Source organism: Sorangium sp. So ce887 (genome assembly GCF_051521455.1).
In the GTDB taxonomy this organism is placed as follows: Bacteria; Myxococcota_A; Polyangia; order Polyangiales; family Polyangiaceae; genus Sorangium.
In genome coordinates, this window is sequence record NZ_CP150354.1 from 3,737,444 (window position 1) to 3,763,859 (window position 26,416).

19 protein-coding genes and 1 pseudogene are annotated in these 26,416 nt (G+C 70.9%); 10 read left to right on the plus strand and 10 right to left on the minus strand.

Features of this window, described 5'->3' with window-relative positions:
* The first annotated feature begins 114 nt into the window (after positions 1 to 114).
* Positions 115 to 1,596, plus strand: coding sequence for a protein adenylyltransferase SelO (locus WMF36_RS13895; RefSeq protein WP_437580069.1), 1,482 nt, complete (start codon positions 115 to 117; stop codon positions 1,594 to 1,596).
* 62 nt (positions 1,597 to 1,658) lie between these two features.
* Here the strand turns inward: WMF36_RS13895 and WMF36_RS13900 are convergent, their stop codons facing one another.
* The 3 genes from WMF36_RS13900 to WMF36_RS13910 all read right to left on the minus strand — a co-directional run bounded on the left by WMF36_RS13900 (position 1,659) and on the right by WMF36_RS13910 (position 3,878).
* Positions 1,659 to 2,747, minus strand: a complete 1,089-nt coding sequence (locus tag WMF36_RS13900; RefSeq protein ID WP_437580070.1) for a HisA/HisF-related TIM barrel protein — start codon at positions 2,745 to 2,747, stop codon at positions 1,659 to 1,661.
* A gap of 67 nt (positions 2,748 to 2,814) precedes the next feature.
* Positions 2,815 to 3,336, minus strand: a complete 522-nt coding sequence (locus WMF36_RS13905; protein ID WP_437580071.1) for a hypothetical protein — start codon at positions 3,334 to 3,336, stop codon at positions 2,815 to 2,817.
* Between the two features lie 206 nt (positions 3,337 to 3,542).
* Positions 3,543 to 3,878, minus strand: coding sequence for a hypothetical protein (locus tag WMF36_RS13910; protein ID WP_437580072.1), 336 nt, complete (start codon positions 3,876 to 3,878; stop codon positions 3,543 to 3,545).
* A 44-nt stretch (positions 3,879 to 3,922) separates the two neighbouring features.
* On the opposite strand from WMF36_RS13910, the gene WMF36_RS13915 reads away from it, so the two are divergent.
* Positions 3,923 to 4,783: a hypothetical protein gene (locus tag WMF36_RS13915; RefSeq protein ID WP_437580073.1), complete on the plus strand. Its 861-nt coding sequence runs from the start codon at positions 3,923 to 3,925 to the stop codon at positions 4,781 to 4,783.
* A 55-nt stretch (positions 4,784 to 4,838) separates the two neighbouring features.
* Here WMF36_RS13915 and WMF36_RS13920 read toward each other — a convergent pair whose 3' ends face one another.
* Positions 4,839 to 5,303 carry a GNAT family N-acetyltransferase gene (locus WMF36_RS13920; RefSeq protein ID WP_437580074.1) on the minus strand — a complete coding sequence of 155 codons (465 nt, stop codon included), beginning with the start codon at positions 5,301 to 5,303 and terminating at the stop codon, positions 4,839 to 4,841.
* Between the two features lie 235 nt (positions 5,304 to 5,538).
* On the opposite strand from WMF36_RS13920, the gene WMF36_RS13925 reads away from it, so the two are divergent.
* Complete coding sequence (locus tag WMF36_RS13925) at positions 5,539 to 5,700, plus strand: hypothetical protein (protein ID WP_437580075.1); 162 nt, start codon at positions 5,539 to 5,541, stop codon at positions 5,698 to 5,700.
* A gap of 322 nt (positions 5,701 to 6,022) precedes the next feature.
* On the plus strand, positions 6,023 to 7,618 hold the full coding sequence (locus tag WMF36_RS13930) for an outer membrane protein assembly factor BamB family protein (protein WP_437580076.1): 1,596 nt from the start codon (positions 6,023 to 6,025) through the stop codon (positions 7,616 to 7,618).
* Positions 7,619 to 7,753: 135 nt separating this feature from the next.
* On the opposite strand, the gene WMF36_RS13935 is transcribed toward WMF36_RS13930, so the two are convergent.
* From WMF36_RS13935 to WMF36_RS13945, 3 genes are read right to left on the minus strand one after another with little or no spacing between them, the layout of a single operon-like run.
* Positions 7,754 to 10,177, minus strand: a complete 2,424-nt coding sequence (locus WMF36_RS13935) for a helicase HerA-like domain-containing protein (protein WP_437580077.1) — start codon at positions 10,175 to 10,177, stop codon at positions 7,754 to 7,756.
* Positions 10,174 to 12,372, minus strand: coding sequence for a P-loop NTPase fold protein (locus tag WMF36_RS13940; RefSeq protein WP_437580078.1), 2,199 nt, complete (start codon positions 12,370 to 12,372; stop codon positions 10,174 to 10,176). The genes WMF36_RS13935 and WMF36_RS13940 overlap by 4 nt, the downstream gene beginning before the upstream one ends.
* Positions 12,369 to 13,319: a hypothetical protein gene (locus WMF36_RS13945; RefSeq protein ID WP_437580079.1), complete on the minus strand. Its 951-nt coding sequence runs from the start codon at positions 13,317 to 13,319 to the stop codon at positions 12,369 to 12,371. The genes WMF36_RS13940 and WMF36_RS13945 overlap by 4 nt, the downstream gene beginning before the upstream one ends.
* A 25-nt stretch (positions 13,320 to 13,344) precedes the next feature.
* On the opposite strand from WMF36_RS13945, the gene WMF36_RS13950 reads away from it, so the two are divergent.
* The 6 genes and pseudogenes from WMF36_RS13950 (at position 13,345) to WMF36_RS13975 (ending at position 22,083) form a co-directional block, all read left to right on the plus strand.
* Positions 13,345 to 13,686 (plus strand): hypothetical protein, encoded by a 342-nt coding sequence (locus WMF36_RS13950; RefSeq protein WP_437580080.1) that lies wholly within the window; start codon positions 13,345 to 13,347, stop codon positions 13,684 to 13,686.
* 466 nt (positions 13,687 to 14,152) lie between these two features.
* Positions 14,153 to 14,341 (plus strand): annotated as a pseudogene (locus WMF36_RS13955) (GMC oxidoreductase); the annotation flags it as partial.
* 28 nt (positions 14,342 to 14,369) lie between these two features.
* On the plus strand, positions 14,370 to 15,869 hold the full coding sequence (locus tag WMF36_RS13960; protein WP_437580081.1) for an arylsulfatase: 1,500 nt from the start codon (positions 14,370 to 14,372) through the stop codon (positions 15,867 to 15,869).
* A gap of 418 nt (positions 15,870 to 16,287) precedes the next feature.
* Positions 16,288 to 17,106, plus strand: a complete 819-nt coding sequence (locus WMF36_RS13965; RefSeq protein ID WP_437580082.1) for an acyl-CoA desaturase — start codon at positions 16,288 to 16,290, stop codon at positions 17,104 to 17,106.
* A 134-nt stretch (positions 17,107 to 17,240) separates the two neighbouring features.
* Complete coding sequence (locus WMF36_RS13970) at positions 17,241 to 21,140, plus strand: serine/threonine-protein kinase (RefSeq protein ID WP_437580084.1); 3,900 nt, start codon at positions 17,241 to 17,243, stop codon at positions 21,138 to 21,140.
* A gap of 97 nt (positions 21,141 to 21,237) precedes the next feature.
* Positions 21,238 to 22,083 (plus strand): hypothetical protein, encoded by an 846-nt coding sequence (locus WMF36_RS13975; RefSeq protein ID WP_437580085.1) that lies wholly within the window; start codon positions 21,238 to 21,240, stop codon positions 22,081 to 22,083.
* Between the two features lie 641 nt (positions 22,084 to 22,724).
* Here WMF36_RS13975 and WMF36_RS13980 read toward each other — a convergent pair.
* The 3 genes from WMF36_RS13980 to xseA all read right to left on the minus strand — a co-directional run bounded on the left by WMF36_RS13980 (position 22,725) and on the right by xseA (position 26,202).
* Positions 22,725 to 23,924 carry a glycosyltransferase gene (locus WMF36_RS13980; protein ID WP_437580086.1) on the minus strand — a complete coding sequence of 400 codons (1,200 nt, stop codon included), beginning with the start codon at positions 23,922 to 23,924 and terminating at the stop codon, positions 22,725 to 22,727.
* 300 nt (positions 23,925 to 24,224) lie between these two features.
* Positions 24,225 to 24,539 (minus strand): exodeoxyribonuclease VII small subunit, encoded by a 315-nt coding sequence (gene xseB, locus WMF36_RS13985; protein WP_437580087.1) that lies wholly within the window; start codon positions 24,537 to 24,539, stop codon positions 24,225 to 24,227.
* 4 nt (positions 24,540 to 24,543) lie between these two features.
* Positions 24,544 to 26,202, minus strand: a complete 1,659-nt coding sequence (gene xseA / locus WMF36_RS13990; RefSeq protein ID WP_437580088.1) for an exodeoxyribonuclease VII large subunit — start codon at positions 26,200 to 26,202, stop codon at positions 24,544 to 24,546.
* Positions 26,203 to 26,416 lie beyond the last annotated feature (214 nt).

A 26,416-nucleotide genomic window follows, 5' to 3' on the forward strand; every position in this document is an offset into this window, starting at 1 on the left:
CGCGGGCGGGGCCTGCTGCGCTCCCTCGTTTGCCGGGCGGCGCGGAGGCGCGGATTGCTGTAGAACGACGGCTCAAAGGACGCTGCTGGCTCCCACCCGCCACGAGGTTCGCCGATGAAGTTCGCCTTCGACAACACCTACGCCCGGCTTCCGGACCGCTTCCACGCGCGCGTCTCGCCCGCCAGGGTCCGCGAGCCGCGCCTCGTGAAGGTCAACCGCGCGCTCGCGGAGGTGCTCGGGCTCGACGCCGAGCAGCTCGCTTCGGCGGAGGGGGCGCAGCTGCTCGCGGGCAACGCGCTGCCGGAGGGCGCGGAGCCGATCGCGCTCGCGTACGCGGGGCACCAGTTCGGCAGCTTCGTGGGGCAGCTCGGGGATGGTCGGGCCATCCTGCTCGGCGAGGTCGTCGGCAAGGACGGCAGGCGACGCGACATCCAGCTCAAGGGCGCAGGGCGGACGCCGTTCTCGCGCGGCGGAGACGGGCGCGCCGCCCTCGGGCCCGTGCTGCGCGAGTACGTCGTGAGCGAGGCCATGGCGGCGCTCGGTGTGCCGACGACGCGCGCGCTCGCCGCCGTGACGACGGGCGAGCCGGTCTATCGCGAGGAGGTGCTCCCCGGCGCGGTGCTCACGCGCGTGGCCGCGAGCCACATTCGCGTGGGCACGTTCCAGTTCTTCGCCGCGCGCAATGACCGCGAGGCGCTGGCCATCCTCGCTTCATACGCGCTCGCCCGGCACTACCCCGAGGCGGTGGGCAGCGGCAACGACGCGCTGGCGCTGCTCGATCGCGTCGTCGAGGCGCAGGCCAACCTCGTCGCGCGCTGGCTGGGGGTCGGCTTCGTGCACGGCGTGATGAACACCGACAACACGTCGATCTCGGGCGAGACCATCGATTACGGGCCGTGCGCGTTCCTCGACGAGTACGATCCTGCGAAGAAGTTCAGCTCGATCGATCGGGGCGGTCGCTACGCCTTCGGGAACCAGCCGCGCATCGCCCAGTGGAACATGTTGCGGCTCGCCGAGGCGCTCTTGCCTCTCCTGGCCGACGACCAGGAGGAGGCCATCCGCGTGGCGACCGAGCGCGTGGAGCGCTTCACCGGCCTGTTCGTGGAGGCGCACGAGCGCGTCCTGCGCGCCAAGCTGGGGCTCGTGCGCGAGGAAGACGATGACCTCGCGCTCGCCGCCGATCTGCTGGAGCGCCTCGCGTCGAACGGCGTCGATTACACGGTCTTCTTTCGCCGGCTCTGCGCTTCCGCGGCCGACCCCGCCGCCGACGCGCAGGTGGCCTCGCTGTTCGCGGAGCCCGGCGCCTTCCGCGACTGGGCCGAGGGGTGGCGCCGGCGGCTCGCCAGGGAGGACGTCGCGCGCGTCGACGACAGCGCGCGCGCGAGCGCGATGCGGCTCGTCAATCCGGCGTTCATCCCGCGCAATCACCGGATCGAGGCGCTCATCCAGGCTGCCGTTCTCCGGAACGACTTCGAGCCCTTCGAGACGCTCGTGCGGGTGCTCGCGCGGCCGTACGAGGATCAGCCGGAGAACGCCCATCTGAGCGAGCCCCCGCAGCTGGACGAGCGCGTGCAGCACACGTTCTGCGGGACGTGACGGCGGATCGTGCGCGGGGGTGTCTCGCTCCCTCCGGTCGACGTCTCGGCTGAGGGGGGCCGTCAGTCGGCCACGAAGCCTTTCCATCGCCGCAGGTACCCGGCGAAGGTCTCGGAGACGCCGCGCTCGTACAGCTCGGCGCGCGTGAGCGGCGGCCGCCGCGGTTGCCACGCGGGGTCGGCAATGCGTTGCGGCCAGTCGGGGTTGACGATGGCGGCGCGCCCCAGCGCGACCGCGGTGGCGCCCTTGTCAAGGAGCGCTTCGGCCTCGGCGCGCGTCCAGACGCCGCCGGCGACCACGAGCGGCAGGCTCGCCCCCACCGCCTCGCGGAACAGCGGCAGCGGGTGCGTGTCCGGGCGTTTCTGCGAGGGCTTGCTCCAGTCCCACAGCGAGAGGTGGAGGAAGTCGGCGCCGTCCTCGGCGAGCCAGCGGGCGAGCGTGAGGTTCTCGTCGAGGTCGAGCCCCTTGGCCTGACCCCAGTCCTCGGGCGACAGGCGTACGCCGACCACGAAGGACGCGGGCACCGCGGCGCGGACCGCCCGGAGGGTCTCGCGCAGGAGACGAGCCCGGTTCTCCCACGCGCCGCCCCAGCGATCCGTGCGGCGGTTCTGGGTGGCGGACAGGAACTGGCCGAGGAGGTAGCCGTGGGCGCCGTGCAGCTCGACGCCCGCGAAGCCGGCCGAGAGCGCCCGCGTGGCGGCGTCGCGGAAGCGGTCAATTGCGAGGAGGATGTCTTGCTCGGTGGCGGCGCGGGGGACGGGGAGGTCCGGCTCGGCGACGGCGCTGGCGCTCCACGTGGGCACGCCGGACACCTGGGGATTGGCGCGGAGGCCGCCGTGAAAGAGCTGGACGAGGCCGAGCGCGCCGGGGGCGGCGATCTCGGTCGCGAGCCGGCGCAGGCCGGGCAGCAGCCGGTCGGCGAAGACGCCGAGCTCGCCCTGCCAGGCCTGGCCGTCCTCGGCGACGTGGGCGGCGCAGGTCTCGACGACGCCGAAGCCGCCTTGCGCGCGGCAGGAGAGCCAGCGCAGCTCGTCGTCGCCCAGGGAGCCATCGTCGTGGCTTTGCCCGTTCGTGAGCGGGGCGAGCCAGACGCGGTTTCTGGCGGTGAGGCCGTTCGGGAAGGAGAAAGGAGAGAGCAGCGGTGAGGTCACGGGGAGGTGTTTAGCACTCGCCCTGGCCGGAGCGCTATCGCCGGCCGGTCTTGCCGAGCAGCTCGCCTCACCATGCCGGCCTCCCCGTCCGTTTGAGTGAATGGAGAAAGCGTAGCCGATCGGCCTCGGGCGGCACCGGATCCGAGCCCTGGGCCTCGACGATGAGGATGCAGGTCATGTCATCGAGATCCACCGACCGAGAGTGTGCCACCGGTGGTGTGCCCTTCACCTCGATCTTGTCCGACCCGGGCGCGCGAGCCTCCGGCCCGAGCTTGCCATCTCGCCGCGCCAGGCAGCTCGCGGACCATGCGAGCAGTCCAGGGGTTTTTCCGCCCACTGTATGCGTGCGCATCTCCACGTTGTCGGTCGCCTGGGCGCGCACTCGAAAGTCGTTGAAAGGTAGTGGCAACTCCACGGAGAACGAGCCTTCGGTCGATTGGGCGCGGTGCCATCCATCTCCGAGCGGCTGGATGGCCTGCAACCTGTGCATTGTCATGAAGACGCCCTCGCCGATTTCACGCTCCTCTCCCGGGCCGATGTCGGCCAATCGTCTGGCCACCTCGTCCTTCGAAGGCGCTGCTTGGCCCATGACCGGTGGAGCGTGCGACGTCGCGACGGCGCCCGTACCGCTGGCCGGGGCGGTCGCGCTCGCGACTGGCGTCTCGTTCGATTGTGGGGACGCTCCTCGGCATCCGCAGAGCGCTGCGATCAGCGCGAGAGGCCACCGCCTTCTTTCCGTCGAGCCGTCCCCACTCCTCATGGCAAGGCAGCGTACCTTACGGCTGTCCCCGTTTGTCAAGGAGGCCGACGCAGCAGCGTGCGGGCTCCACGCCGTCCGTCGGAGGTGAGCGCGTCCCGCAGCTTTGTCCTGTCGATCGCGGCGGACGGCAGCCACTCCAGGATGCTCGCATCGAATGCGATGGGCGGCAGGTGGACGTCGACTCTCATCATCGCCTCCTCCGCGGAAGCGCGTGGCGAAATGTCGCAGTGGGGCAGGTGTGCAGGCCGCGCGTGGAAGGTAACGGCGGGGGATGAGGTGCCGTCGTCGGCCGCCGGCGCGTTCGTGCAAACTCCTCGCGTGCGTTTCATCCAGCCAACGCTCAGCTCGAACGCCTGGATCGCGCTTTGCAATCGCACGCATCATGCATCAACACGCTGCGCTCGGATTGGGAGTCATGGGTCTCGCGCTGACGCTCGGCTGCGCCGGCGAGACTGGAACGGTCGAGGCGCTCGAAGAGAGCGCCCATGAATTTTCGACGGCGCCGGGGGAGCCGAACCACGAAGAGATCACCAGCACGGCGCTGGCGTTCCTGAAGCCTGCCGTGCTCAAGGCCCTGATCGCCGGCAACGTGTCCACGGACCCCACGTTCCTTCTCCTCAATGCCGCCCACTTCGATGACTGCAACTTCAGCGGCGGCGCCGCCTTCGTCGCCGAGTACCAGGCCAAGGCCGTGAAAGCGCTGGGCCCGGGCATCGCGCTCCTGGATGGAGATGCCCTGGCCATGCTGGCCTTTTCCCGCTCCCTGCACGCGGTGCAGGACTTCTACGCACACACGAACTGGGTCGAGCTCGGCGGCGACGTCCTCGTGGACCAGTCGCTCACCGCTTTCCCTGTGCTCGCGCCGTACTCCTCGGTTCCGTCGACGGGCTTCCTCGTCGTGCAGGGCGACAAGCCGAAGCAGACGGCATTGGTTCGCGACGCCGATGCCCCGTACCCGGAGTACGCGATCGTGACGGTCCGCCACCGGCGGACGACCGCCTATGGGCTCGTCTCGGGTACGGTCCACTACGAGCCAGGCGACGACTGTCCGGCCCCGGTCGCGATGACGCACGACGAGCTCAGCAAGGACAAGAGCTCGTTGTCGGATCGCACGGCGCAACATGAGGCGGCGAAGTCGCTCGCGATCCAGCAGACACGCCACGAGTGGTGCCGGCTCAACCAGCTCGCTCACGATGCGTGGGGCGATGCCGGAACCGCGCGCCTCGCGGCGTGGGTGGCCGACCCGAGCGCGGCGCCCGACTGCACAACCGAGTGACGGTCCTCGAGCTCCTTCGGGATCTCCGCCGCGCGGTGCCTCGGTCGACGGCCCGTCACAAGGGAAGGGCCATGTAGCGGGTGCCGGCGACCGGATTGTGCCGGTAGGGAGGGACGTCCTTGAATCCGAGCGCCTCGTACATCGCCGCGGCACGAGCCATCGACGGCAACGTGTCGAGGTAGATACGCCGGTACCCGATCGCGCGAGCCTCGTCGAGCACCCGAGCAACGAGCCGCCGCCCGAGCCCGAGGCCGCGCTGCCCCGGGCGTACATACAGCCGCTTCATCTCGCAGTCCTCGGCGGTGATGGCTCGCAGCGCGACGCAGCCATGCGGGACCTGGCCGACGGTGCAGAGCAGGAGTCGACCCGACGGCGGGGCGTAGGCGCCAGGCAGGCCCGCGAGCTCCTCGGCGAAGCCTTGAAAGCACAGGTCGACATCGAGCGAGGCCTGGTACTCAAGAAAGAGCGCACGGGCCTGCGCTATCTGCTCGGCGCTGGTTGCATGCCCAATTTCTATCATCGCCTCTCTCGTCGCCGCAGGGGCTGAACGATCTGCGGGGGTGCCGCCACGCGGAGCGCGGCCGGCACCAGCCGTTCGTTCGGCAGCTCCATGGCGGCTTGCTGTGGATCGAGTCGTTTCATCCATCTGTCGGCGAAGCGGGGACCGTGAGCTGGCCTTCGCTGCTCATCGTCACGGTGGACATGACCCGGAGTGTAAGCCGGTGCGATTTGCTGCGCTACTGTTCCCGACGTGCGTGAGCTCGCCGGTTCTCCTCGCGCCCTGGTGGGCCGACGTCGACGCCGAGCTCGGCGACACGGACCTGCCCCGTAGGCGCATCGTGCCCTGGGTCTCCCGCTGTCGGCCGGGCGGCTTGCTGCCGCCGGCCGGGATCCGGTCGCGCCCCTCGTCGATGTAGAAGAGCAGGTTCGCGCCGCCGGAGGTCGCGTCCACGGTCTCTCGGTGGTGCGCAGGCCGGCGGCGAGCGCCCACGCACACGCCTCGCTGATGACAAGGCGCCTCTGACGACTACATCACCGCGGCGCGCTGGGCCCTCAGCGGGGCGAGCCTGCCTTTCAACTGTTCCGGATCGCTCCCGCGCTTCGTCAATCTTCGCTACCCGATTGACGCGCTGCTCGATTCCGCGTGACGTATCCTCGGGGCTTCGTGTTGCAGCGGCGACGGAGCTGACGTGTCGGGCCGCCGATCGTCGCTCACATCGATGTCCCAGGAGGATCATCATGAAGCGCATCTTCTGGGTGCGGTCCGCGATCGTGGCGGCCGCATGTCTCGCCGTGCTCTGTGTCGTCCTGGGCCGCACGGCGATGGGCAGGGGGGCCGGGCGCTGGACCGTCCACGGCAGGGATCTCGCCAACACGCACTACGCGCGCGGTGAGAACGACATCGGGCCAGCGAACGCCGCGTCGCTCGCCGTGAAGTGGGCCTTCACCACGAGCGGCATCGTGCCCGCGACGCCGGCCGTCGACCACGGCGCGCTCTACTTTCCGGACGGGGGTGGCAACCTGTACAAGCTCGACGCCGAGACCGGGCTCCCGCTCTGGACGCGGACGATCGCAGGCCTCACGGGCACGCCCGGCGCCGTCTCGCGCACGAGCCCCGCGCTCCACGGCCACACGCTGTTCCTCGGCACCCAGGCCGGCGCGCACATGCTCGCCGTGGACAGCCGCACCGGCGATCTCCTGTGGAAGACGCAGCTCGACCCGCACCCCGCCGCGATCATCACGCAGTCTCCCGTCGTGCATGGCGGCCGCGTGTACGTGGGCGTCTCCTCGCGCGAGGAGCTCTTCGCGGCGGACAACGCGTATCCGTGTTGCAGCTTCCGCGGCAGCGTGGTCGCGCTCGACGCGGGGACCGGGGCGCTGCTCTGGAAGCGCTACACGGTGCCCGCCGGCTACACCGGCGGCGCGGTCTGGGGCGGCGCGCCCGCGATCGACCTCGAGCGCCGCACGCTGTACGTGGCGACCGGCAACAACTACACCGTGCCGCCGTCCGTCTCCGCGTGCGTGGAGGCCGCCGGTGACGACGCCGTCGCCGCCGAGGCCTGCCTCGCGGAAGACAACTACATCGACGCCGTGCTCGCGCTCGACCTCCGCACCGGCGCGCTGAAGTGGGCGCGGCGGCTCCAGGGCTTCGACGCCTGGACGGGAGCGTGCTACTTCGGGGGCGACTGGTGCCCTGATCCGGCGGGCCCGGATTACGACTTCGGCACGGGCGCCACGCTCTTCACGGCCGGCGCGGGGGCGGAGCGCCGCGATCTGGTCGGCGCCGGCCAGAAGAGCGGTATCTTCTGGGCGCTCGACAGGGACGATGGGAGCGTGGTGTGGAGCACGCTGGTCGGCCCCGGCGGGGAGCTGGGCGGCATCATGTGGGGCGTCGCCGTGGACGAGAGCAGGATTTACGTGCCGATCGGCAACAACGGCCAGGTCGAGTACACGCTGCAGCCGTCCGGGGAGGTCATCCACTGGGGATCGTGGAGCGCGCTTGACGCCGCCACGGGCGACATCCTGTGGCAGACGCCCGATCCCACGCCGGGAGCGCAGACCAGGGGGCCGCTGACGGTCGCGAACGGCCTGGTCTACGGCGGCTCGATGAGCGGCAACGTCCACGCGCTCGACGCCGCGACGGGCGCCGTCCTCTGGAGCCATCCGGCCGACGGCTCCGTCAACGCCGGGCCGGCGGTGGTGGACGGCACGGTGTACTGGGGGAGCGGCTACGAGAGCTTCGGTATCGGCACGCCGGGTAACACGCTGTTCGCGTTCGGCTTGCCGGAGCGCTGCCCGGGTGGGAGGTGGTTCGACTGTTGCGGTCCACGCTGAACGGAGCACGGGAGCGTGCTCATCTCGCCTCTACAATGCATGCACTGCACGATCACTTCCGCTCTGTGAGGTCGGCGGACCGCTGATCGGGATGGGGGAGGCAGGCCGTGATGAACCCCGCCCGCGCCCGGCGCGTCACCCGCCCGGGCCACGGAGCCCCGCCGCCGTCACCGCCCGCTCCACGAGGTCGGGCGACCACGCGCCGGCGTGGCGCGTGAAGAGCGTCCGCCCCTTGAACGCGCGGCCCGCGAGCTCCGCGGGCATGTCGGGCCAGCGCGCGACGAAGCTCCCCTTCGGCGCCCCCTTGCGCGCGGCGACCCAGGGAGGGGCCCCGCCCTCGATCGTGAACCAGTCGATCACGCGATCCACGTCCTGGGACGCCTCGAGCCGCCCGATGAGCTTCGTGCTCGTGTTGCCGAACACGTTGTAATCCACCGAGCGAGGGCTCTGGGTGCACAGCAAGCAGCCCACTCCGTACTTCCGGCCCTGGGTGAACAGCCGGATGAGCGGCTGCTTGGCGGGGGGCTTGCTGCCGCCGGCCGGGATCCAGTCGCGCGCCTCGTCGATGTAGAAGAGCAGGTTCACGCCGCCGGAGGTCGCGTCGACGGTCGTGATCATCCAGCGGTACAGCTCGGTCGCGAGGGCCGCGAGGAAGAAATGCTTCTCGTCGTCGTTGCTGAGCGCGTTCAGGTAAACGATGTTGAGCGGGACGCGCCCCGGCTTCGAGGGCCGGAGCAGCTCGGTGAAGTCGAGGCGCGTTCCCCCCGAGAACAGCCGCGCCGACGGCCCCTGCACGAACGTGTTGAGCCGGCGCGCGAGCCGCTCGCGCTCGGACTTGCGGATGAGGCTATCCACCTCGTCCATGCCCAGGTCCTCGGGGGCGGTGACGGCAGCCACGATGTCTCTCAGACGGACCGGCGCCGCGCGCGGCAGGTGCCGCAGCACCTGATAGAGGAACGTCCGCTGCGACTCCTCCTCGCCGCCGCACGCGCACAGGCTGACGAGGTTGGCCGCCACCGCCACGAGCAAGCCCTCCTCCTCCTCGGCGCGGAGCGCGGGGTTCGCGATGTGCGAGAGCTCGCTCGCGCTCGGGAGCCGCAGGGGGTCGAGGCAGAGCCGCTGGCCGTGCGAGGACCCGGGGGTGAGGATGCGCGGCTCCATGCGCTCCTGGAGCTCCTCCCAAGCGCGGCGCAGCTCCGCCGGCACGTCGGCGGGCGGGCGCGCCTCCATCATCTGGACGAGATCGCCCTGGGGGTCGATCGCGAGGACGGGAACACCGGCGCGCAGCGCCTCCTCCGCGATGATCTTGGCCATCCAGGTCTTGCCGCTCCCCGCAGCGCCGACGACCGAGACGTGCGTCCGCAGCACCGCAGGGTCCATGCAGACGGGCGAGCCGCCGTCGTCGAATCCGAGGAGCATGCCGCTGACGTTCGCGGCCCGGGCCCCCGGCGGCCTCGCTTTCGTGAGGCGCTCGCCCGCCGGCTTCACGACCGCCAGCGCCTCTTCGAGCTCGGGATCGTCCTCCACCATCGGCTCGTCCGCGATCGGCTCGTCCGCCGTCGGCCCATCCGCCGCCGCGCCGGCGGCGAAGCGCTCGCGCTCCTCGTGCGCGTCGCGCGCGCCGCCGCCGCGGGTGGCCTCGAGCGCCGTCCAGCGGCGGTCCCACGCGCCCCTGTCCTTGGGGCCGAGCTCCGCGACGCACGCCCCGGAGCGCTCGTGCTTGCAGCCGTCGCAGCTCGCGCGGTCGCCCGGCGGCGGCAGCCCCCCGGCGCCCAGCGCGTGGTCGGACCAGGCCACCATGCTGGCGATGAGCTCGTGGACCTTGCCGCGCTTCGCCTCGATCTCCTCCCAGCGCGCCTCCCGGACGCTGCGCGTGGGGTGCAGATAGAACACCGCCACGTCCGGTTGCGTGCCGTGCTGGTGATGGTGCATCAGCGCGTAGGTGAAGACCTGGAACAGATCGCTGTTCGGGGAGGTCGCGGGCGTGAGCTTGTAATCCACGATGCGGTGCTTCCCGAGCCGCGGATCGAAGTACACGTAATCGATCGCCCCGGTCACGTGGACGTGGATGTCCTCCCCCACGTGGAACGTCACATCGACCCGCTTGCGCGAGTCCCCGAAGAGCTGGTTCCGGAGCTCCGCCGCGGGCAGGCCGTCCGCCCTCGCGTGCACCGCGAGCCGCGCGAGCTCCTCCATGTAGAGCTGGACCGCGGAGATGAAGCCGAGCCGCAGCGGCACCGGGCGCGCCGCGAGCGCGTCGAGGTTCAGGCACGAGGCGTTGAACCAGCGCATCAGCGCCTGCTGGAGGCTCACGGCGTCGCGGGCGGCCTCCAGCGCCGACAGCACCTCGTCCGAGCTCCGCGCGGCGGCGTTGAAGCGCTCCACCGCGGTGTGGAACAGCGCGCCGCAGCCGGGCGTCGCCCCGCCCTTGCGCCAGATGCGGCTCACGACCTTCTTCCCGTCCTGCCGCTCGGCCGTGGCGCGGGTGTCGAACCAGTGGAGCCTCGGGCACGTCGCCGCGACGCGGAGCTGGGTCACGTTGACGTGGACGAGCCTCACTTCCTGCTCCGGAGCTGGACGAAGAGGTCGTCGTCCGTCGCCGTGGCGTGGACGTGGCCCTCGTCATGGAGCGCCTGCGCCGTCTTCTTGAGGTGCGACCAGACCTCCGGAAAGCGCTTCTCCGGCAGCTTCTTGCGGGTCGCGAAGATCTGCGCGAGCTCCTTCGCCATCAGGCCGAGGCGCCACGACAGCTCGGCCATGATGTGCTCCCGCGTCTGCTGAGGATCCCACGCCGGCGGCGGCACCGAGTCCGTGCCGCCCTTCACGATCTCCTCGGTGAGCAGCTCGCGAAGCAGCGGGGGCGCCAGCAGCAGGCTCTGGCGGTGGAACGACGCCATCACCTCGGCCTCGGTCACCTTGCGGTACTGCCCGCGCGGGTGCTCGATCTCGAGGTCCTGGCTCCTCGCGGCGCCCAGGAGCCCCGCCAGCGAGTCGAGCTCCGCGTGCCCGGAGAAGTCGAGGTGAAGGTGGAGGAAGCGCTGGCGGCCCAGCTTGCTGAGCGCGTCGTACGCGGCCTTGCCGGCGCCCCCCAGCCGCAGCGGCCGGCGCTCCTCGTCGGTGACAAGGATGCGCTTGTCCGTGTGCTTCGTGTCGTCGACCATGCGCTGGAGCGGCATCCGCGCGCCGTGCCCGCTCGGCGCGCAGAGGAACGTCACGCCGGTGCTCACGATCACGCCGTCGGCGCGCTTCTCCCTGGCCAGCAGGTGATACGCCGGGGCCTTGCCCCGCTTCTTCGGGGTGAGGTGCTCGACGCTCAGGAGCGTCGAGCCGTCCTGGCCGGCGCACCTGGCGAGCAGGTGGTGCGTCAGGCTCGCGAGGTTGTCCTCGTCGGGCGGCAGCGACGCCTGCTGCAGCCGGCGGCGGTTCTTGCCTTCCTCGAGCTTCTTCCTCACCTCGGCGTCGATGACGTCCTCGAGCTTCGCCACGGGCGGCTTCGGTCGGTCGTCGCCCGGGCCGGGCCACTCCTTGAGCCAGCGCTTGCCGCCGGCGGTCGCGAGCCGATCTTGCTGTGCCTCCCAGCGGTCCCGCGCCCAGAGGATCGCGTCGCGCGGCCGGAGCTCCTGCACGCCGTCGAGGCGCTGATCGAGCCACTCGCCGCCGAGCGGGAACAGCCGATCACGCTTCCGCGCGGCGATGACCTCCTCGATCTCCTTCTCCTCGAAGCCGGAGAGCGCGGCGTCGAGCCGCCCTTCGAGGATGGCGCGGGCTTCCTCGGGCGAGATCATGTGCAGCTCGAGGATCCGCTCGGCGATCCGGTCCCACGCGGCCGCCGGGATCACCTCGCCCGCGCGCATGGAGAGCATGGACTGCTTCACGCCGGAGACGATGATCACGAGGTGCTTTGCCCTGTCGAGCAGCGCGTGCGCGTACGACATCAGGGCGCGCACGGCGTCCGGATCGAGGTTGTCGATCTGGTCGAGGCAGAGCACGAGCGGGAGCTCGGCGAGCGCGCAGAGGTGCGAGAGGACGTGGAGGACGCGCTCCACCGCGGCGTCGTCCGCGAGGGCGAGGCCGTCGTCTCCGGCCGCCTGGTCGAGCAGGCGCGCCTCGTCGGGCCCGAGGGTCTCGCCGGCGAGCCAGAGCACCGCCGCGTGGGCGCGCTTCTCGGCGCCGGCGTCGCCGAGGCTCCCGTGCGAGGTCCCGGTGAGGAACGCGTTGAGCACGGGGATGACCGCGCTCTGCGGGTCGATCTGGGCGCCGAGGCGGGCCAGCGCTTCCTTGCGCGCCTCGATCGCCTTGGGCCCCGTCATCATCTTGCGGCCCTTGAGCTCGCCCGTCTTGATGAGGGCGCGGTTGAGGATGGAGTAGAGGCGTGACTGCGTGTAGTCGCTCCCGCGGTGCCCCGCGAGGTCGCTGACGGTCGCGTTGAGCACGTACCGGAGCATCCGCTCGGGCGAGGCGAGGATGTTGTGCAGGTAGACGATGGTCGCCTTGTCTTCCCCGGCCCACTGGAACAGCCGCGCGAGCAGGTGGCTCTTGCCGACGCCGGGCGCGCCGATGAGCAGCGCGCCGAGGCTCGTCGGCTCCTTCGCGGCGTCCTGCACGACGCGCACGAGCTTGTTGAAGGCGTTCTTGTGGATCGACGCGACGGTGGCCTCGGTGCTGCCGACGTCGGTGATGCGGTGGCTGCGGAACGGGTTGGTGCCCCGGACCGCCGCGAGGAAGCGCTCGAAGGTGGGCTCTTCGCTGCTCATGCGTCGTGCCTCTGCGCCACGTAGACGAGCAGGTTGCCGGCTTCCATGATGCCGGCGTCGCGCTCCGCCTCGGCCATCTGGTGGTGGCGCCCGTCGGACGGGTCGAGCGAGTAGCGCCGCTGCCGCCGGAGCGCGGCGAGCTCCGCGTCGAAGACGGCGCGCGGGACGTCGGGGAGAGCGGCGCGGAGGGCGTGGAGGGTGACGTAGTTGTGGCCGCCGGCGTCGCGGTCGAGGGCGGCGAAGGCGGCGTCGAAGCGAGCGGCGAAGGGGGCGGGCGCGGGGGCGGCGTCGGGGGTCGCGAGGTGGGGAGCGGCGGCGGGGGCCGCGGGGTGGTGGGCGCCGTCGAGGGCCGCGGGGTGGTGGGCGCCGTCGAGGGCCGTGTGGCGGGGAGCGCCTTCGGGGGCCGCGTGGCGGGGAGCGCCTTCGGGGGCCGCGTGGCGGGGAGCGCCGTGGGGCGCGGGCGCGGCGGGGCGCGCCGGCGCACCGGCGGCCGGGAGGACGGCGTCTGCGATGAAGAAGAACAGCGGTTTCTTCCCGGTCAAGGCGCCCAGGGTCCGGGGGAGCCGGCGCTCGGCGATGCGCCGCTCGATCGCCGCCTTGAACGCGCGGCTCAAGGCCGGCAGGAGGCCCTTGGGGAGCTGCGCCAGAGCGACCGCGGGCGCGCCGGCCGTGCGCGCCGACTGGAGCTGCAGCTCCAGGAGCCGATCGGACTGCGCGACCGCCTGGAGGTCGTCCGCGAGCAGCACGAGCGTGGTACCGGGCGCTGGCTTCTTCTTGCCTCCCACGCCGCGGGAAAGCAGCACGCGCGCCTTCGCCTCCCTGGTGGTCAGCGCCTTGGCCGTCACCGCGGGCGTGTCACCGGTCAGCTCGGCGAGTCGCTCGAGCGTCGGCGGGTACGACGCGCCGCCGAGCTGCTTCTGCGACTCGAGGACCCCGAGGAGCCTCACTACCGGCGAGGGCGACGGAGCCTTCTTGCTCGCCGCAGCCTTCTGCCTTGCGGGAGCCTTCTCCTTCGGCGCGGCGGCCTTCCGGGTCGCGGCGGCCTTCCGGGTCGCGGTGGCCTTCTTGGGCTCCTCGGCGCTGCTCTTCCGGGCTGCCGTGGTCTTCGTGCTCGTCGCCCGCGCGCGCGGGCTCGATACGCGGTTCGTGTTCGTGACCCACCTCCTCGTGGCCGAGACTACCCGGGCGTCCAGCCATGGGAAGGGGCTCCGCTCCACCGCGCTGACGCCGGCGGCGAGCCTCTCGTGTCGCTGGCGCTGGGAGGTGCACACCCCGGCCGCGGAGCCCGGTGCGAGGCTACCTGGGGTCACGTAGTGTCATTTCGCAGGCAGATCTGTCAACGGATGGGCACACGCCCTCGCACCGGGCTCCACGTCGCGTCTGTCCACGCGATTGCGCTCTGGTCGCTCATGACCTGCTCTTCTGCGCACGCGGTCCGGAGGGTTGAATCGCGGATTTCGTCGTCTGCCCGTGAGCGCTGCGCTGAGGACGCAGGCTATCGGTCGCACCGACGGCGTCCCGAACCCCGCCGTGTCTCGGGCCAATTTCATCCGGGGCGCGAACGTGACGGAGCTGAAATGAACCGTCATAGACAGCGGCGAGAGCCCGATTCCGACCAGCGAATTCGTCCCCGTCGCCGACAGCAAGTGGCAGTGAAGCCACTGCCACTGTTGAACCGGTCGTGCTATGGTTTTCCCGGGTTCGGTGCCCCTCTCCGGGCCGCTCCTCATCGAGATCGTGCTGACGGACGAGATGTCCAGGCGCTCGGCTCATGATAACTGTGGGCAGCGACCCGGACCCGGGCTTTACATTCGCGCCCGTCCTCCCTCGACTCCGTATGCACGGCGTCGAAGGACTCCGGGTGATCGACGCGTCGGTAATGCCTGCCGTCGTCAGCGGAAACACGAACGCGGCATGCATCATGATCGGCGAGAAGGGAACGGACATGATCCGAGTGTCGCATGCCTAGCAGGAAACAATCCAACAAGGGGACACGAATGCCGAGCAAGCCGAATATCTTGATCATCTGGGGTGACGACATCGGCATTTCGAACCTCAGCTGTTACAGCGACGGCTTGATGGGCTACCGCACGCCCAACATCGATCGGATCGCGGCCGAAGGCGTCCGCTTCACCGACTCCTACGGTGAGCAGAGCTGCACGGCTGGCCGGGCGGCGTTCATCACGGGGCAGAACCCGTACCGCACAGGCCTCACCAAGGTCGGCCTCCCCGGCGCCGACATCGGGCTGCGCGCCGAGGACCCAACGATCGCCACGGCCTTGAAAGCCCAGGGCTATGCCACCGGCCAGTTCGGCAAGAACCACCTTGGTGATCGCGACGAGTTCCTGCCAACGATGCACGGGTTCGACGAGTTCTTTGGCAACCTGTACCACCTCAACGCCGAAGAAGAGCCCGAGCTCGAAGACTACCCGACGCCGGAGGACTTCCCGCAGTTCCAGAAGCGCTTCGGCCCGCGCGGCGTGCTCCGCGCGTGGGCCAACGGCGACGGTACCCAGCGGATCGAGGACACCGGCCCGCTCACGAAGAAGCGCATGGAGACCTGTGACGAGGAGTTCCGCGACGCGGCGATCGACTTCATCAAGCGCCAGCACGAGGCCGGCACCCCGTTCTTCGTGTGGTTCAACAGCACCCACATGCACTTCCGCACCCGCGGAAAGCCAGGAAGCAAGGGCCGGGCGGGCCGGTGGCAGTCGGTCTACCACGACACGATGTGTGACCACGACGACCTCGTGGGTGACCTCCTCGATCTGCTCGACGAGCTCGGCATCGCCGAGAACACCATCGTCATCTACTCCACGGACAACGGACCGCACATGAACACCTGGCCCGATGCCGGGATGACGCCGTTCCGCAACGAGAAGAACTCGAACTGGGAGGGCGCCTACCGGGTACCGGCCGTGGTGCGCTGGCCGGGCAGGATCCCGGCCGGTCGCGTGCTCACTGGCATCGTCAGCCAGAACGACTGGTTCCCCACGCTCCTCTCCGCCGCAGGAGTCCCCGATATCGTCGAGCAGTTGAAGGCGGGGGCCGAGCTGAACGGCACGCCGTACAAGGTGCATCTCGACGGTCACGACCAGCTGCCGTACCTCACGGGCGAAGCGACCGAGAGCCCGCGGAAACACTTTTTTTACGTGTCCGACGACGGCGACCTCACTTCAGTCCGGTTCGACAACTGGAAGCTCGTGTTCCTCGAGCAGCGCGCTGTCGGCACCTTGAAGATCTGGGCCGAGCCCTATGTGCACCTGCGCGTCCCGAAGATCTTCAACCTGCGCACAGACCCGTACGAGCGGGCTGACATCACGTCGAACATCTACTACGACTGGTTGCTCGACCACGCCTGGCTGCTCGTACCGATCCAGGCCTACGTCGCCCAGATGCTCCAGACCTTCGTCGAGTTCCCGGCCAGGCAGAGGCCGGCGAGCTTCAGCCTCGAACAGGTGATGGCCAAGATCGAGGCTGGTATGACGAGCAGCTGAACGAGCTCGAAGCCGACCGCGACCCACACGTCGACGTCGCTCGCCGGCGAAGGCGTGGAGCTTCTCGACGACGCTCGCGTTCTTTGCCCCTTGCTCGCCTGCGAAGCGTGGCATGTACGGCGGAAGTCCCCCTTTCCCGAAGCTCACTCGGCTGCGTAATATTGTTTACACCCCGCTGGCGCGCTGATCGAATCCCGTTCACGAAGCACCCCGGACGGTGTTATTCACAGGGCACCCGCTCCAGATTTCCCCCCCTTCCGGGTGCCGCGCGCCCACCTCGCTGACGAGCGTCGCGCACCCAGCCAGGCTTTAACAAGTGCCGAAACCCGTTGGGTCTCTCTCCCCCGACCGAGGCGCGTGGTTGACGCCCGGTCAGTGCTTCAACGTCCTCGGGATCGCCGCGATCCACGCCGGCGCCGTGCTCGCCCTCGTCCGGGGGGTGACCTGGGAGCTCGTCGCGCTCGCCGCGGTGGCTTACCTGATCCGGCTGTTCGCGATGATGGCCGGATATCACCGGTATTTCTCGCATCGCACCTTCAAGACGAGCCGCGCGTTCCAGTTTTTGCTCGCGCTCGTCGCGACGACGGCTGCGCAGAAAGGCCCGCTCTGGTGGGCGTCGACTCACCGGGTGCATCACAAATACTCGGACACCGATCGCGACGTCCACAGCCCCACGCGCCGTTCTTTCTGGTATGCGCACATGGGCTGGTGGATGGGACGGGAGCACGAGTCGACAAATCTCTCGCTCATCCCTGATTTCGCTCGCTACCCGGAGCTCCGCTGGCTCGACCGGTGGCACGCTCTTTCAATCGTGGCGATGGTCGCTGCGCTCCTGATCTTCGGTGGCCTCGACGTGGGTCTCTGGGGCTATTGCGTGTCGACCTGTCTCTTGCATCACGTCATCTATGCGATCAACTCCGTCGCGCATGTCAGCGGCTCGCGCCGCTATGCGACCACCGACACGAGCCGCAACAACCCGCTTCTCGGCGTGCTCTGCCTCGGGGAGGGCTGGCACAACAACCATCATCACTACCAGAGCAGCGCGCGTCAGGGGTTCTTCTGGTGGGAGATCGACCTTACCTATTACGGGCTGAAGGCGCTCGAGAAGATCGGCCTGGTGTGGGACGTGCGCGGCGTCCCCGAGCACGCGTTGCGGCGCAACCTCGTCGCGGAGATCGGCGAATCCCGCGCGCTCCGCGACCCTGTTGAAAGACCCGTCGAACAGTCCACCAGATGAACCCGGGTCGATGATCGGCCTGGGTCGGAATCGGGGTAAACCATCGATGCGTCCGGGGCGCCGCGCGCGCAGGAACCGCGGCCAGAATCCAGATCATCGCTGGACGAACCGCGTTCTCCGTCTATCCTCGACGGGTGCGCTCGGGGGAGCTCTTGGGGGGGCGCTTCCGCGTCGAAGCGCTCGCGGAGATCGGAGGGATGGGGGCGGTCTACCGCGCCTGTGACGTCACCACCGGAAGGCGGGTCGCCGCCAAGGTGCTGCACGATCCGTCGCCGCACCACCTCGAGCGCTTCGCGCGGGAGGCGGAGCTCCTCGCCCGTCTCGCGCACCCGGGGATCGTCCGGTACATTGCCTACAACGCGGCGCGCGAGGACACGCCCTTCCTGGTCATGGAATGGCTGGAAGGAGAGGACCTCTCCCGCCTCCTCTCGCGGCGGCGGCTCACGGTCGCCGAGGCGGTGGAGCTCGGGGCGCGCGTCGCTGCGGCCCTGGACGCCGCCCACGCGCGGGGGATCGTCCACCGCGATCTCAAGCCGGCCAACATCTTCCTCGTCGGCGGCCGGATCGCGGAGCCCAAGCTCCTCGATTTCGGGATCGCCCATTTTCCGGGCAGGGTCCCGATCACCGGCGCCGGGGTGCTGGTCGGCACGCCCGAGTACATGGCCCCGGAACAGGCGCGCAGCGGCGAAGATGTCGGCGCGCCCGCCGACATCTTCTCGCTCGGCTGCGTGCTCTTCGAGTGCCTCACCGGCGCCCCGCCGTTCCAGGCCGATCACCTGATCGCCCTCCTCGCCAGGATCATCTTCGACGAGCCGCCGCGCCTGTCGGAGGTCTGCCCCGGCGCGCCCCTGTGGCTCGACGCGCTGCTCTCGCAGATGCTCGAGAAGGATCCGGCGCGGCGCCCGCGCGACGGGGCCGCGGCCCACGCCGCGCTGGCGACGCAGGAGGTCCACGGCGGGTTGATCCCGGCACCGGCGAGCTCCGCGCTCACCAGCAGCGAGCGCCGTTTCCACGGCGTCGCGGTGGTGGGCCGCGCGCCAGCTTCCGCGCTGGACGCCACCCTCTCGGTCGGCGAGGTGGGCGCGGACGACGGCACGCTCCGGGAGGTCGCCGCCCGCTTCGAGGGGCGCCTGGAGCTGCTCGCCGACGGTACTGCGGTGCTCATCTTCGGCCGCCCGCACGTGCCCACCGACGTCGCCGCGCAGCTCGCGCGCTGCGCGCTGGCCCTGCGGGAGCGCGTCCCAGATCGCCCGATCGCGATCACCGTCGGCTGGGGCGAGCTCGGGTGCGGCCTGCCGGTCGGCGACGCCATCCAGCGCGCGGTGGAGCTGCTCCGGAGCGCGGGCCGCACGGGCGCGCCGCGGATCCTCCTCGACAAGATCACGGCCGGGCTGATCGAGGCCCGCTTCGAGGCCGCGATCACCACGTCCGGCGCCCTCGAGCTTCGCGGCGAGCGCGGCGCCGCCGAGCCGTGGCGCCCGCTCCTCGGCAGGCCAACGCCCTGCCTCGGCCGCGATCACGAGCTCCGCCTGCTGGAGCAGACCTTCGCCGCGTGCGCCGGCGAGCCCGCCGCCCGGGCGGTGCTCATCATCGGCGCCGCGGGCATGGGCAAGTCCCGCCTCTTCCAGGAGCACCTCGCGGCCCTCCGGCGCGCCGGTGCGCCCGCGGAGATCTGGCCGGGGCTCGGGGATCCGCTGCGCGCGGGATCCATCGGCGGCCTGCTCGCGGAGGCGCTCCGGGGCGCGGCGGGGATCAAGGGCGGCGAGCCCATCGAGGAGCGGCGCGCGCTCCTCCGGGCCCGCGTCGCCCGCCGCGTGCCCGAGGCGGATCGGCGCCGGATCGAGGAGTTCCTCGGCGAGCTCGCCGGCGTGCCCTTCCCCGACGAGGACAGCCTCCCGCTCCGCGCCGCCCGGCAGGATCCCGAGCTGCTCGGCGACCAGATGCAGCGCGCGCTCCGCGATTTCCTGCGCGCCGAGTGCGCGGCCCAGCCGGTGGTGCTCGCGCTGGAGGACGTGCACTGGGCCGATCGCGCCTCCGTCGCGGCCATTGACACGGCGCTGCGCGAGCTCGCGGACCAGCCGCTCGTCGTGCTCGCCACCGCGCGCCCGGAGATCAAGCAGGCGTACCCCGATCTCTGGGCCGAGCACGGGCGGCAGGAGCTCTGCCTCAGGCAGCTCTCGACGACGGCGTGCGCGCGGCTCGCGCGGGAGGCGCTGGGCGACGCGGCCGACGGGGCCGTCATCGATCGTCTGGTCACCCAGTCCGAGGGCCAACCCTTCTTCCTCGAGGAGCTGATCCGCGCGACGGCGGAAGGCCGGGGCGACGCGCTGCCCGAGACGGTGGTGGCGATGGTGCAGGTTCGGCTGGAGGCGCTCTCGCCCCCCGCGCGCCGGATCCTGCGCGCCGCCAGCGTGCTCGGCGAGGTGTTCTGGCGAGGCGCCGTCGCGCACCTGCTCGGGGGCGGCGAGGCCGCTCCGCTCGCGGATCACCTCTCCGCGCTCGTCGCCGGGGAGCTCTGCGTCCGTCACCGCGAGGGCCGCTTCCCCGGCGAGGAGGCGTACTCCTTCCGCCAGGCGCTCCTGCGCGAGGGCGCTTACGCGCAGCTCACCGAGGACGATCGAGCGCTCGGCCACCGCCTCGCCGCCGATTGGCTGGAGGCCGCGGGCGAGACCGATCCGCTGGTGCTCGCGGCGCACTGCGAGCGCGGCGGCCTGACCGCCCGGGCGGCGTCGCTCCTCGTCCGCGGCGCCGAGCTCGCGGCCGCGCGCCGGGCCTACCTCGACGCCGAGGTCTGCTACGGGCGCGTCGAGGCGCTGCTCGGCGCGTTGCTCCCCGCGGCGCGCCGCGCGCGGGGCCTCGCTCGCTTCCGGCTCGGGCGCTACACGGAGGCCCTCGCCGACCTCGCCGCGGCGCGCGACGAGGCGGCCGCGGCGTCGGAGCCAGGGGCGGAGATCGAGCTCCTCCTCGATGAGGCGATGATCCTCGACTGGACAGGCGAGTACCGGGCCGCGAGCGAGCGGGTCGCGGCCGCCGAGCGCCTCGCCGACCGGGTGGTCTCACCCCTGCTCGGCGCCCGCCTGCTCCTCGGCGTGGGCCGCTCGCTCCACCGCGTCGACCGCGAGGACGAGGCCGCCGCGGTGCTGACGCGCGCCGCGGCGCAAGCTGCGCGGCTCGGGGACGAGGGGCACGAGACGCACCTCATCGCCCGGCTCCTTCTCGGCTTCATCCTGGCCAGCCTTGGCCGCGTCGAGGAGGCGGCACGGGACCTGGACGCGGTGATCCTCAGCTGCGAGGAGCGCAGCGATCTCATGCACCTCGGCGCTGCGCTCAACAACCGCGGGCTCGCGCGGGCCCTCCAGGGCGACCGCGCCGGGATGATCGCCGATTTCGAGCGCACCATCGCGCTCGGGCACGACCTCGGCCAGCCCGCGCTCGAGCTCGTCGGCCGCTACAACCTCGCCGAGTACCTGTATTTGATGGACGATTTCGCGGCCGCGACGCCCCATGCGTGCGCTGTCCAGGCGACAGCGCCGCGCTGCGGCGATCGCCACGCGTCGATCGCCGTGGCGCTCCTGACCGCGCGCCTGCGCCTCTACCAGGGCGACGAGGCGGGCGCTCGCGGGCTCGCCCTGGGGCTCCGCGCGGCGCAAGATGAAGCCGGCTGCGAGGCGCTGAAGCCCTCGGAGGACGTGCTCTGCGCGATGATCGAGCTCGCGACCCGCGACGACGACGGCGCCGCGTGGGCCGCGCTCGAGGAGCGGTCCGCGCGCTGCTCGGTAGGGCAGGAGCGGATCGAGGTGCTCGAGGCACGGGCCCTCGCCTCTCTCCGCCGCGGCCGGCACGTCGATGCCCGGGCGCAGATCGAGCGCGCCCTCGCGGCCGCCGCCACCATTCCGACCGTCATGGGCGGTCGCCTCCGTCGCTGGCACGCGGAGCTGACGAAGCTGACAGAAACGGACGCTCCGGACACCCACCTTGCCGCTGCACCATCGCCTTTCACCGGCGCGGCAGTGCGGGAAAAAGTAGAATATTAACTCATCAGCGAATCGAGGGAGGTGGTTGGTGGGCCCGCGCGCGCCGCGCTGCGCGCAGGGAGCCGCCGGGTCATGCGCCAGGAACAGGGGGGAATCCATGTCTCTCAAGCGGACATTCATCGTGCTTGGTTGGGCTGGGGCGCTGTCGGGCTGCATCGCCGAGGTGGGGGACACCGGTGCGCGGGATGAGCTTGTGGGGGAATCCCAGGGGGCCCTCCTGGGCGGCAATGCGCTCAGCGCGAACGCCCTGAACCTCAACGCCCTGAACCTCAACGCCCTGAACCTCAACGCCCTGAACCTCAATGGTCTCAGCGCGCAGAACCTCGCCACGATCCAGGATCCCGGGCCGAACGGCACGCTGGCGCGCGAGTTCGTGCGCTATGCGACGAACTGCGCCCTGAGCAGCGCGGCGTCCTTCGACTTCTCGTGGACGGACTCCAGCGGCAACATGCACAGCGAGAGCTACCCAGGGCTGCTCGGCGTCGCGCCCACCTGGGCGAGCGGGCCGCTCGACGAGCTCGGGCAGCGCATGGTCACCAGCTGCGTGGCGGCGCGCGTGAACTACTATCAAGTACCGGTCGTCCTCTCCGCCCGCTCGCTGCGGACTCCGCTGAAGACGCTCTCCTCCAGCCAGGAGCTCATCGATTATCCGGACGTCGAGGGGGCCTTCTGGGGCAACCTGTTCGCCGCGCAGCCCTACCTCAACGCCTGCTACAACAGCGCGACGGTCAACAACTCGCGCGCCTACCAGCGCGACTGCGCCGCGGGCCACCTGACCTCCGGGGACCAGATCGTGGAGTGCGGTGTGATCCGCATCGCCGGGCCATGCGACCGGGTCTGCCAGACCCTCAACGGTGCCGGCCAGTACTACCCGTCCTGCGTCGACCGCCCCGGCCAGAGCACCGCGACCACGAAGGACGTGGTCACCACCGCCTTGCCCTGACCGACGCGCCGCCGCGACCCGCGACCGGCGATGACGTACGATCCGGCTACCGCGCCCGGGATCTCCTGCCCGCTTTCGCCTGCAGGGGGCGTGTCCTCTGCCCGAGCGACGTAGGCGACCGGCCGGGGACGGAGACCTCCTGGCGGCGTCCGGGCCCTCAACCTGGGTCGGGTCGCGTCCGTGGAGCCTGGGGTGAGGCTACCGGGGGTCACATAGTGTCATTTCGCAGGCAGATCTGTAAACGGATGGGCACACGTAGTGTCATTTCGCAGGCAGATCTGTGAACGGATGGGCACACGTAGTGTCATTTCGCAGGCAGATCTGTACCTGCCGAACCTTACGTAGTGTCACCCGTCAGGGGCCGGTCGCCCGGCCCTGCGGCCGGACGCGCCGCAAGCCCAACCTGGGTCGGGCTGCGGCCGGCCTGCGGCCGGACGTGCCGCAAGCCCAACCTGGGTCGCAAGCCCAGCCTCGGTCGGGCTGCCCCCCGCAAGCCCAACCTGGGTCGGGCCGCCGGCCGCCCCAACCTGGGTCGGGTCGCCCAACCCGGGTCGGGTCGCCCAACCTGGGTCGGGTCGCCCCAACCCGGGTCGGGTCGCCCCAACCTGGGTCGGGCCGCCCCGAGCCCGGGTACCCGAGGTTCACGCGGCGGCCCGCTCGATGAGCTCGGCAGCGACGGCCGTGCCATCCTCCGCCACCGTGCCGGCGAGCGCGCCCGCGCGAGCCGCGACCCCCTGATCGAGGGCGCCCTTCAGCGCGGCCAGGAGGGACGCCGCGTTCAGCGCTCCACGAGCCATGGACGTCCCGATCCCGAGCGCTCGGACGCGCCAGGCCCAGTAAAGCTGATCGGAGAACATCGGGACGATCACCTGCGGGACGCCCGCGCGCGCCGCGGTCGTGGTCGTACCCGCCCCGCCGTGGTGCACCACCGCGGCGACCCTCGGGAACAGCGCCTGCTGGTTGACGTCGCCGATCGCGATGCCGTCAAAGGCGTCGTCGACCCGACCGAGCTCGGCCCACCCCTGCGACAGGACGACGCGGCGCCCTGCAGCCCGCACGGCCTCGATGACGATGCGGCCGGCCTGCGGGTCCACAGGCATGCTGCCGAAGCCGACGTAGACGGGCGGCTCGCCGGCGGCGAGGAACGCTTCCAGCTCGGGTACGAGCGGCGTCTTGTCGGGAAGGAGCCAGGCGCCCGTCTGCGTGGCCTGCAGGCCGGGCGTCGCCGGCAGCGGCCCGAGGACCGGGTCCGCCGCGAGCCACGGACTCTCGCCCAGGATGTGACTGAGGACATCGCTCAGCGGACCCAGGCCCAGTCGCTCCCGATTCTCGTTGAGCCGCTCGAGAACGCGCTCGTTCCAGCTCCGCGATTCATCCTGCCAGCGTCGGAGGTTGGACTCCGGGTCGCCCCCGGGCTCCCCGTCGGGCCCATGATCCGGCGACGGCAGGGTCACCGGCGCATACACGGCGACCACGGACGGGATCCCCAGCCGTTCCGCGATGGACCGTGCGGCGTACTGGTGCGCTCCGCCGGCCACGATCACGTCGCATCCCTCGGCGGCCGACGCGGTCGCGTCGTACTGGTCTCTCACGAGGTGCTCGACCAGCGCGCGGATCTGCTCCGGCGTCGGCAGGGAGGCCTGCGTGCCGGCAACCCCGCTCGGTTGACGCATCGCGATCCCGATCGGGGCCGCCGTGAAGCCCAGGCTGCCCACCCAGTCGATGAAGTTCGGCGGAACGCACAGCCTCACGTCGTGCCCCCGACGCCGCATCTCGGCGGCCAAGGCCACCACCGGTTGCACGTCACCGCGAGTCCCCACTCCAGTCAGCAATACGCGCATCGTCTCTCTCCCTTTCACCACGCGTGTTGCGCGGATGACGGAGGCGACGATCGCACCGGGGACGCGATTTATCATCGTATCATCGCGCCAGTTCCGCTATACATGCTGGAAGGGGCGGCGGGGCGAGGACGCCCAGATTACGGATCATCCGTTCAGGCCGAGACGGCCGGAGGGTACCGCCCTCATCGCCATCGCTTCCTCCTTCGTCGCGATGGGGACGGGTAACCGGCGCCGCAGGGACCGTCACAACGCCCTCGGCCGGGCGATTACGCCGGACGTGCCGCGCGGCCGCGCGGCCGCCTACTCGTCCTCGTCGTCGTCTTCTTCTTCCTCTTCGTCTGTGGTGGCCGGGGCCTCGCGCTCGAGCTGCTCGGTGATGGTCTTCACCTGGACCTCCGCGGCATGGATCTTCTGGCGACAAAGCGTCACCAGATCTGCCGCCTCCTTCACGAGCGCGGAGAGCTCATCGATGTCGACCTGACCTTCCTCGATGTCCTGCAAGATCTCCTCGAGGCGCGACGAGGCCTCTCCATAGGAGCGCTCTTTCGTGGCGCCCTGCGGGCTTGCCGTGCTCCCGGTGGACGGTTCCTTCCTCTCGCGCTTCGGCTTTGCCATGGTCCTAGTTCTCCTCCGACCCGTCCGAGCGAAGCCGCAGCACACCCTGCTTCAGCTCGGCCGTGAGCGTCGTCCCGCGGGGCGCGCGTGCGGCGTCGGTGAGCACCGTTCCCGCCTCCGTGCGCAGGATCGCGTATCCCCGCTCCACCACGCGCCGCGGGTCGAGGAGGCGCAGGCGCCGCCCGCGCGAATCGACGCGCTCGGACTCGAGCGCGAGCCTCCGGGAGGAGCGCGGGCCGAGGAGAGAGGCCATCTCGCCGACGTGATGCGAGGCGGCGTCGAGATCGCGCCTCGCTCCCTGGCGAAGCTGGCGGACCGCTTCCTGGAGCTGGCCCGCTCGGCGCGCGATGAGCAGCGACGCGGTGCGCGGGACCCGGGCCGCCCCGCGGGTGAGATCCGATGAGGCGGACCGGAGGACCCGCCGGCCCTGGTCGAGGATGTTCAGGAGGGACGATTCGACAACATCCCTCGCGTCCGAGACCCGGTTGACGAGGGATGCGGCCGCGGCCGTCGGGGTCTTTTCGCGCCAGCCCACGAAGTCGAGCGCGGACATGTCTCTCTCGTGGCCGATCCCGACCACCACGGGGAGCGGGAATGTGGCGACCGCCCGGGCGATCGGCTCGGAGTCGAACCAGGCGAGATCGGTGCGTGAGCCGCCGCCGCGGCATATCAGCAGCACGTCGAGCTCCGCGGCATGCGCCCGGAAATAGTCGAGCGCGTTCAGGACCGATGGCTCCGTCTGCCGCCCCTGGACACGCACCCCGTGCGCCACGACGCGGAACGCGAAGCCTGACTCCTTGAACGTGCCGAGCACGTCGTTGTAGGCGTCCGAGCCCAGGCTCGTCACGAGGCCGACGCGGAGTGGCAGGGTGGGGAAGGGGAGGGAGCGGTTGCGCTCGAGGAGCCCTTCCTCGGCGAGCCGGCGGCGGATCTCGTCCCTCCGCCGGGCGGCCTCGCCGAGCGTGTAGCCCACGTCGAGATCCTCGACCATGAATCGGTACGATCCCCACGGGACGTACAGCTCCACGCGCCCGCGCACGCGGATCTGGATCTCGTCCTCGATCTGGAACGGATTGCCCGCCGCGGCGAGCCGCCGCTCGATCTCGGAGCGAGCGCGGTCGAAGAGGGTTGCCTTGATCTCGGCGATCGTCTTGCCATGAGCGTCGCGCTCGACGAGCTCGAAGCCGACGGTGCTCTTGTGGGCGGCCCGGTTGTAGCTGCAGACCTCTCCGACGAGCCAGATCGAGGCTGGAAACGCTGCTTCGAGGGCGGCGCGGACCGTTCCGTTGAGCTGCGAAACGGTGAAGTCGGAGGCGGCTGGGGTGGCTTGGGTGGCTGAGCTTGGCCGGGGGGCCATCATGTCGCGCGGCGCATCGGAGCGGATGGGCTCGGCGGTGCGGACCGGCGCGACGGGCGCTTCGTCGAGGGCGCGGGCGCCGCCGCGTTCCCGGTAGAGGCGCTGCGTCACCTCGCAGAAGGCGAAACCCTCGAGGTGCAGCCTGTCCACCACCGCGACCACGTGCGTCTCCGGGACCCACCAGGTTTTCTGCTCGGGATTCCAGCGGCGGGCGGGGAGCAACTTCACGACCTCCACCAGCCTGCGATCGAAGGCGAAGTGGATCTGGAGGGTCCCGGTCCCGTCGTTGGTGACCCGGCGGCTCATCGCGCGACTCTATCATCGCGGGCGAGGAACGCGGGCGGGCATCGCGGGCGGACGCGACAGAGGCCGCGACGTGGCCCCCAGGAGCCCCAGCGGGGTCGGCGCCTGCGCCGCGAAGCGGCCGAGCGTGCGCTGCACCGCGGTCCGGCGGGAGGCAATCACGGCAAGGTCGTCGGGCCGCTCGCCGGCGAGCTCCCATGGTTGCCTTCTGCAATCG

What these genes read in the sequence shown, in the direction of transcription:
- WMF36_RS13980 (WP_437580086.1), bottom strand. Translation starts at nt 23,924, where the DNA reads ATGCGCGTATTGCTGACTGGAGTGGGGACTCGCGGTGACGTGCAACCG.
- WMF36_RS13940 (WP_437580078.1), bottom strand. Translation starts at nt 12,372, where the DNA reads ATGAGCAGCGAAGAGCCCACCTTCGAGCGCTTCCTCGCGGCGGTCCGG.
- WMF36_RS13960 (WP_437580081.1), top strand. Translation starts at nt 14,370, where the DNA reads ATGCCGAGCAAGCCGAATATCTTGATCATCTGGGGTGACGACATCGGC.
- xseA (WP_437580088.1), bottom strand. Translation starts at nt 26,202, where the DNA reads ATGAGCCGCCGGGTCACCAACGACGGGACCGGGACCCTCCAGATCCAC.
- WMF36_RS13920 (WP_437580074.1), bottom strand. Translation starts at nt 5,303, where the DNA reads ATGATAGAAATTGGGCATGCAACCAGCGCCGAGCAGATAGCGCAGGCC.
- WMF36_RS13975 (WP_437580085.1), top strand. Translation starts at nt 21,238, where the DNA reads ATGTCTCTCAAGCGGACATTCATCGTGCTTGGTTGGGCTGGGGCGCTG.
- xseB (WP_437580087.1), bottom strand. Translation starts at nt 24,539, where the DNA reads ATGGCAAAGCCGAAGCGCGAGAGGAAGGAACCGTCCACCGGGAGCACG.
- WMF36_RS13905 (WP_437580071.1), bottom strand. Translation starts at nt 3,336, where the DNA reads ATGGGCCAAGCAGCGCCTTCGAAGGACGAGGTGGCCAGACGATTGGCC.
- WMF36_RS13895 (WP_437580069.1), top strand. Translation starts at nt 115, where the DNA reads ATGAAGTTCGCCTTCGACAACACCTACGCCCGGCTTCCGGACCGCTTC.
- WMF36_RS13915 (WP_437580073.1), top strand. Translation starts at nt 3,923, where the DNA reads ATGGGTCTCGCGCTGACGCTCGGCTGCGCCGGCGAGACTGGAACGGTC.
- WMF36_RS13930 (WP_437580076.1), top strand. Translation starts at nt 6,023, where the DNA reads ATGAAGCGCATCTTCTGGGTGCGGTCCGCGATCGTGGCGGCCGCATGT.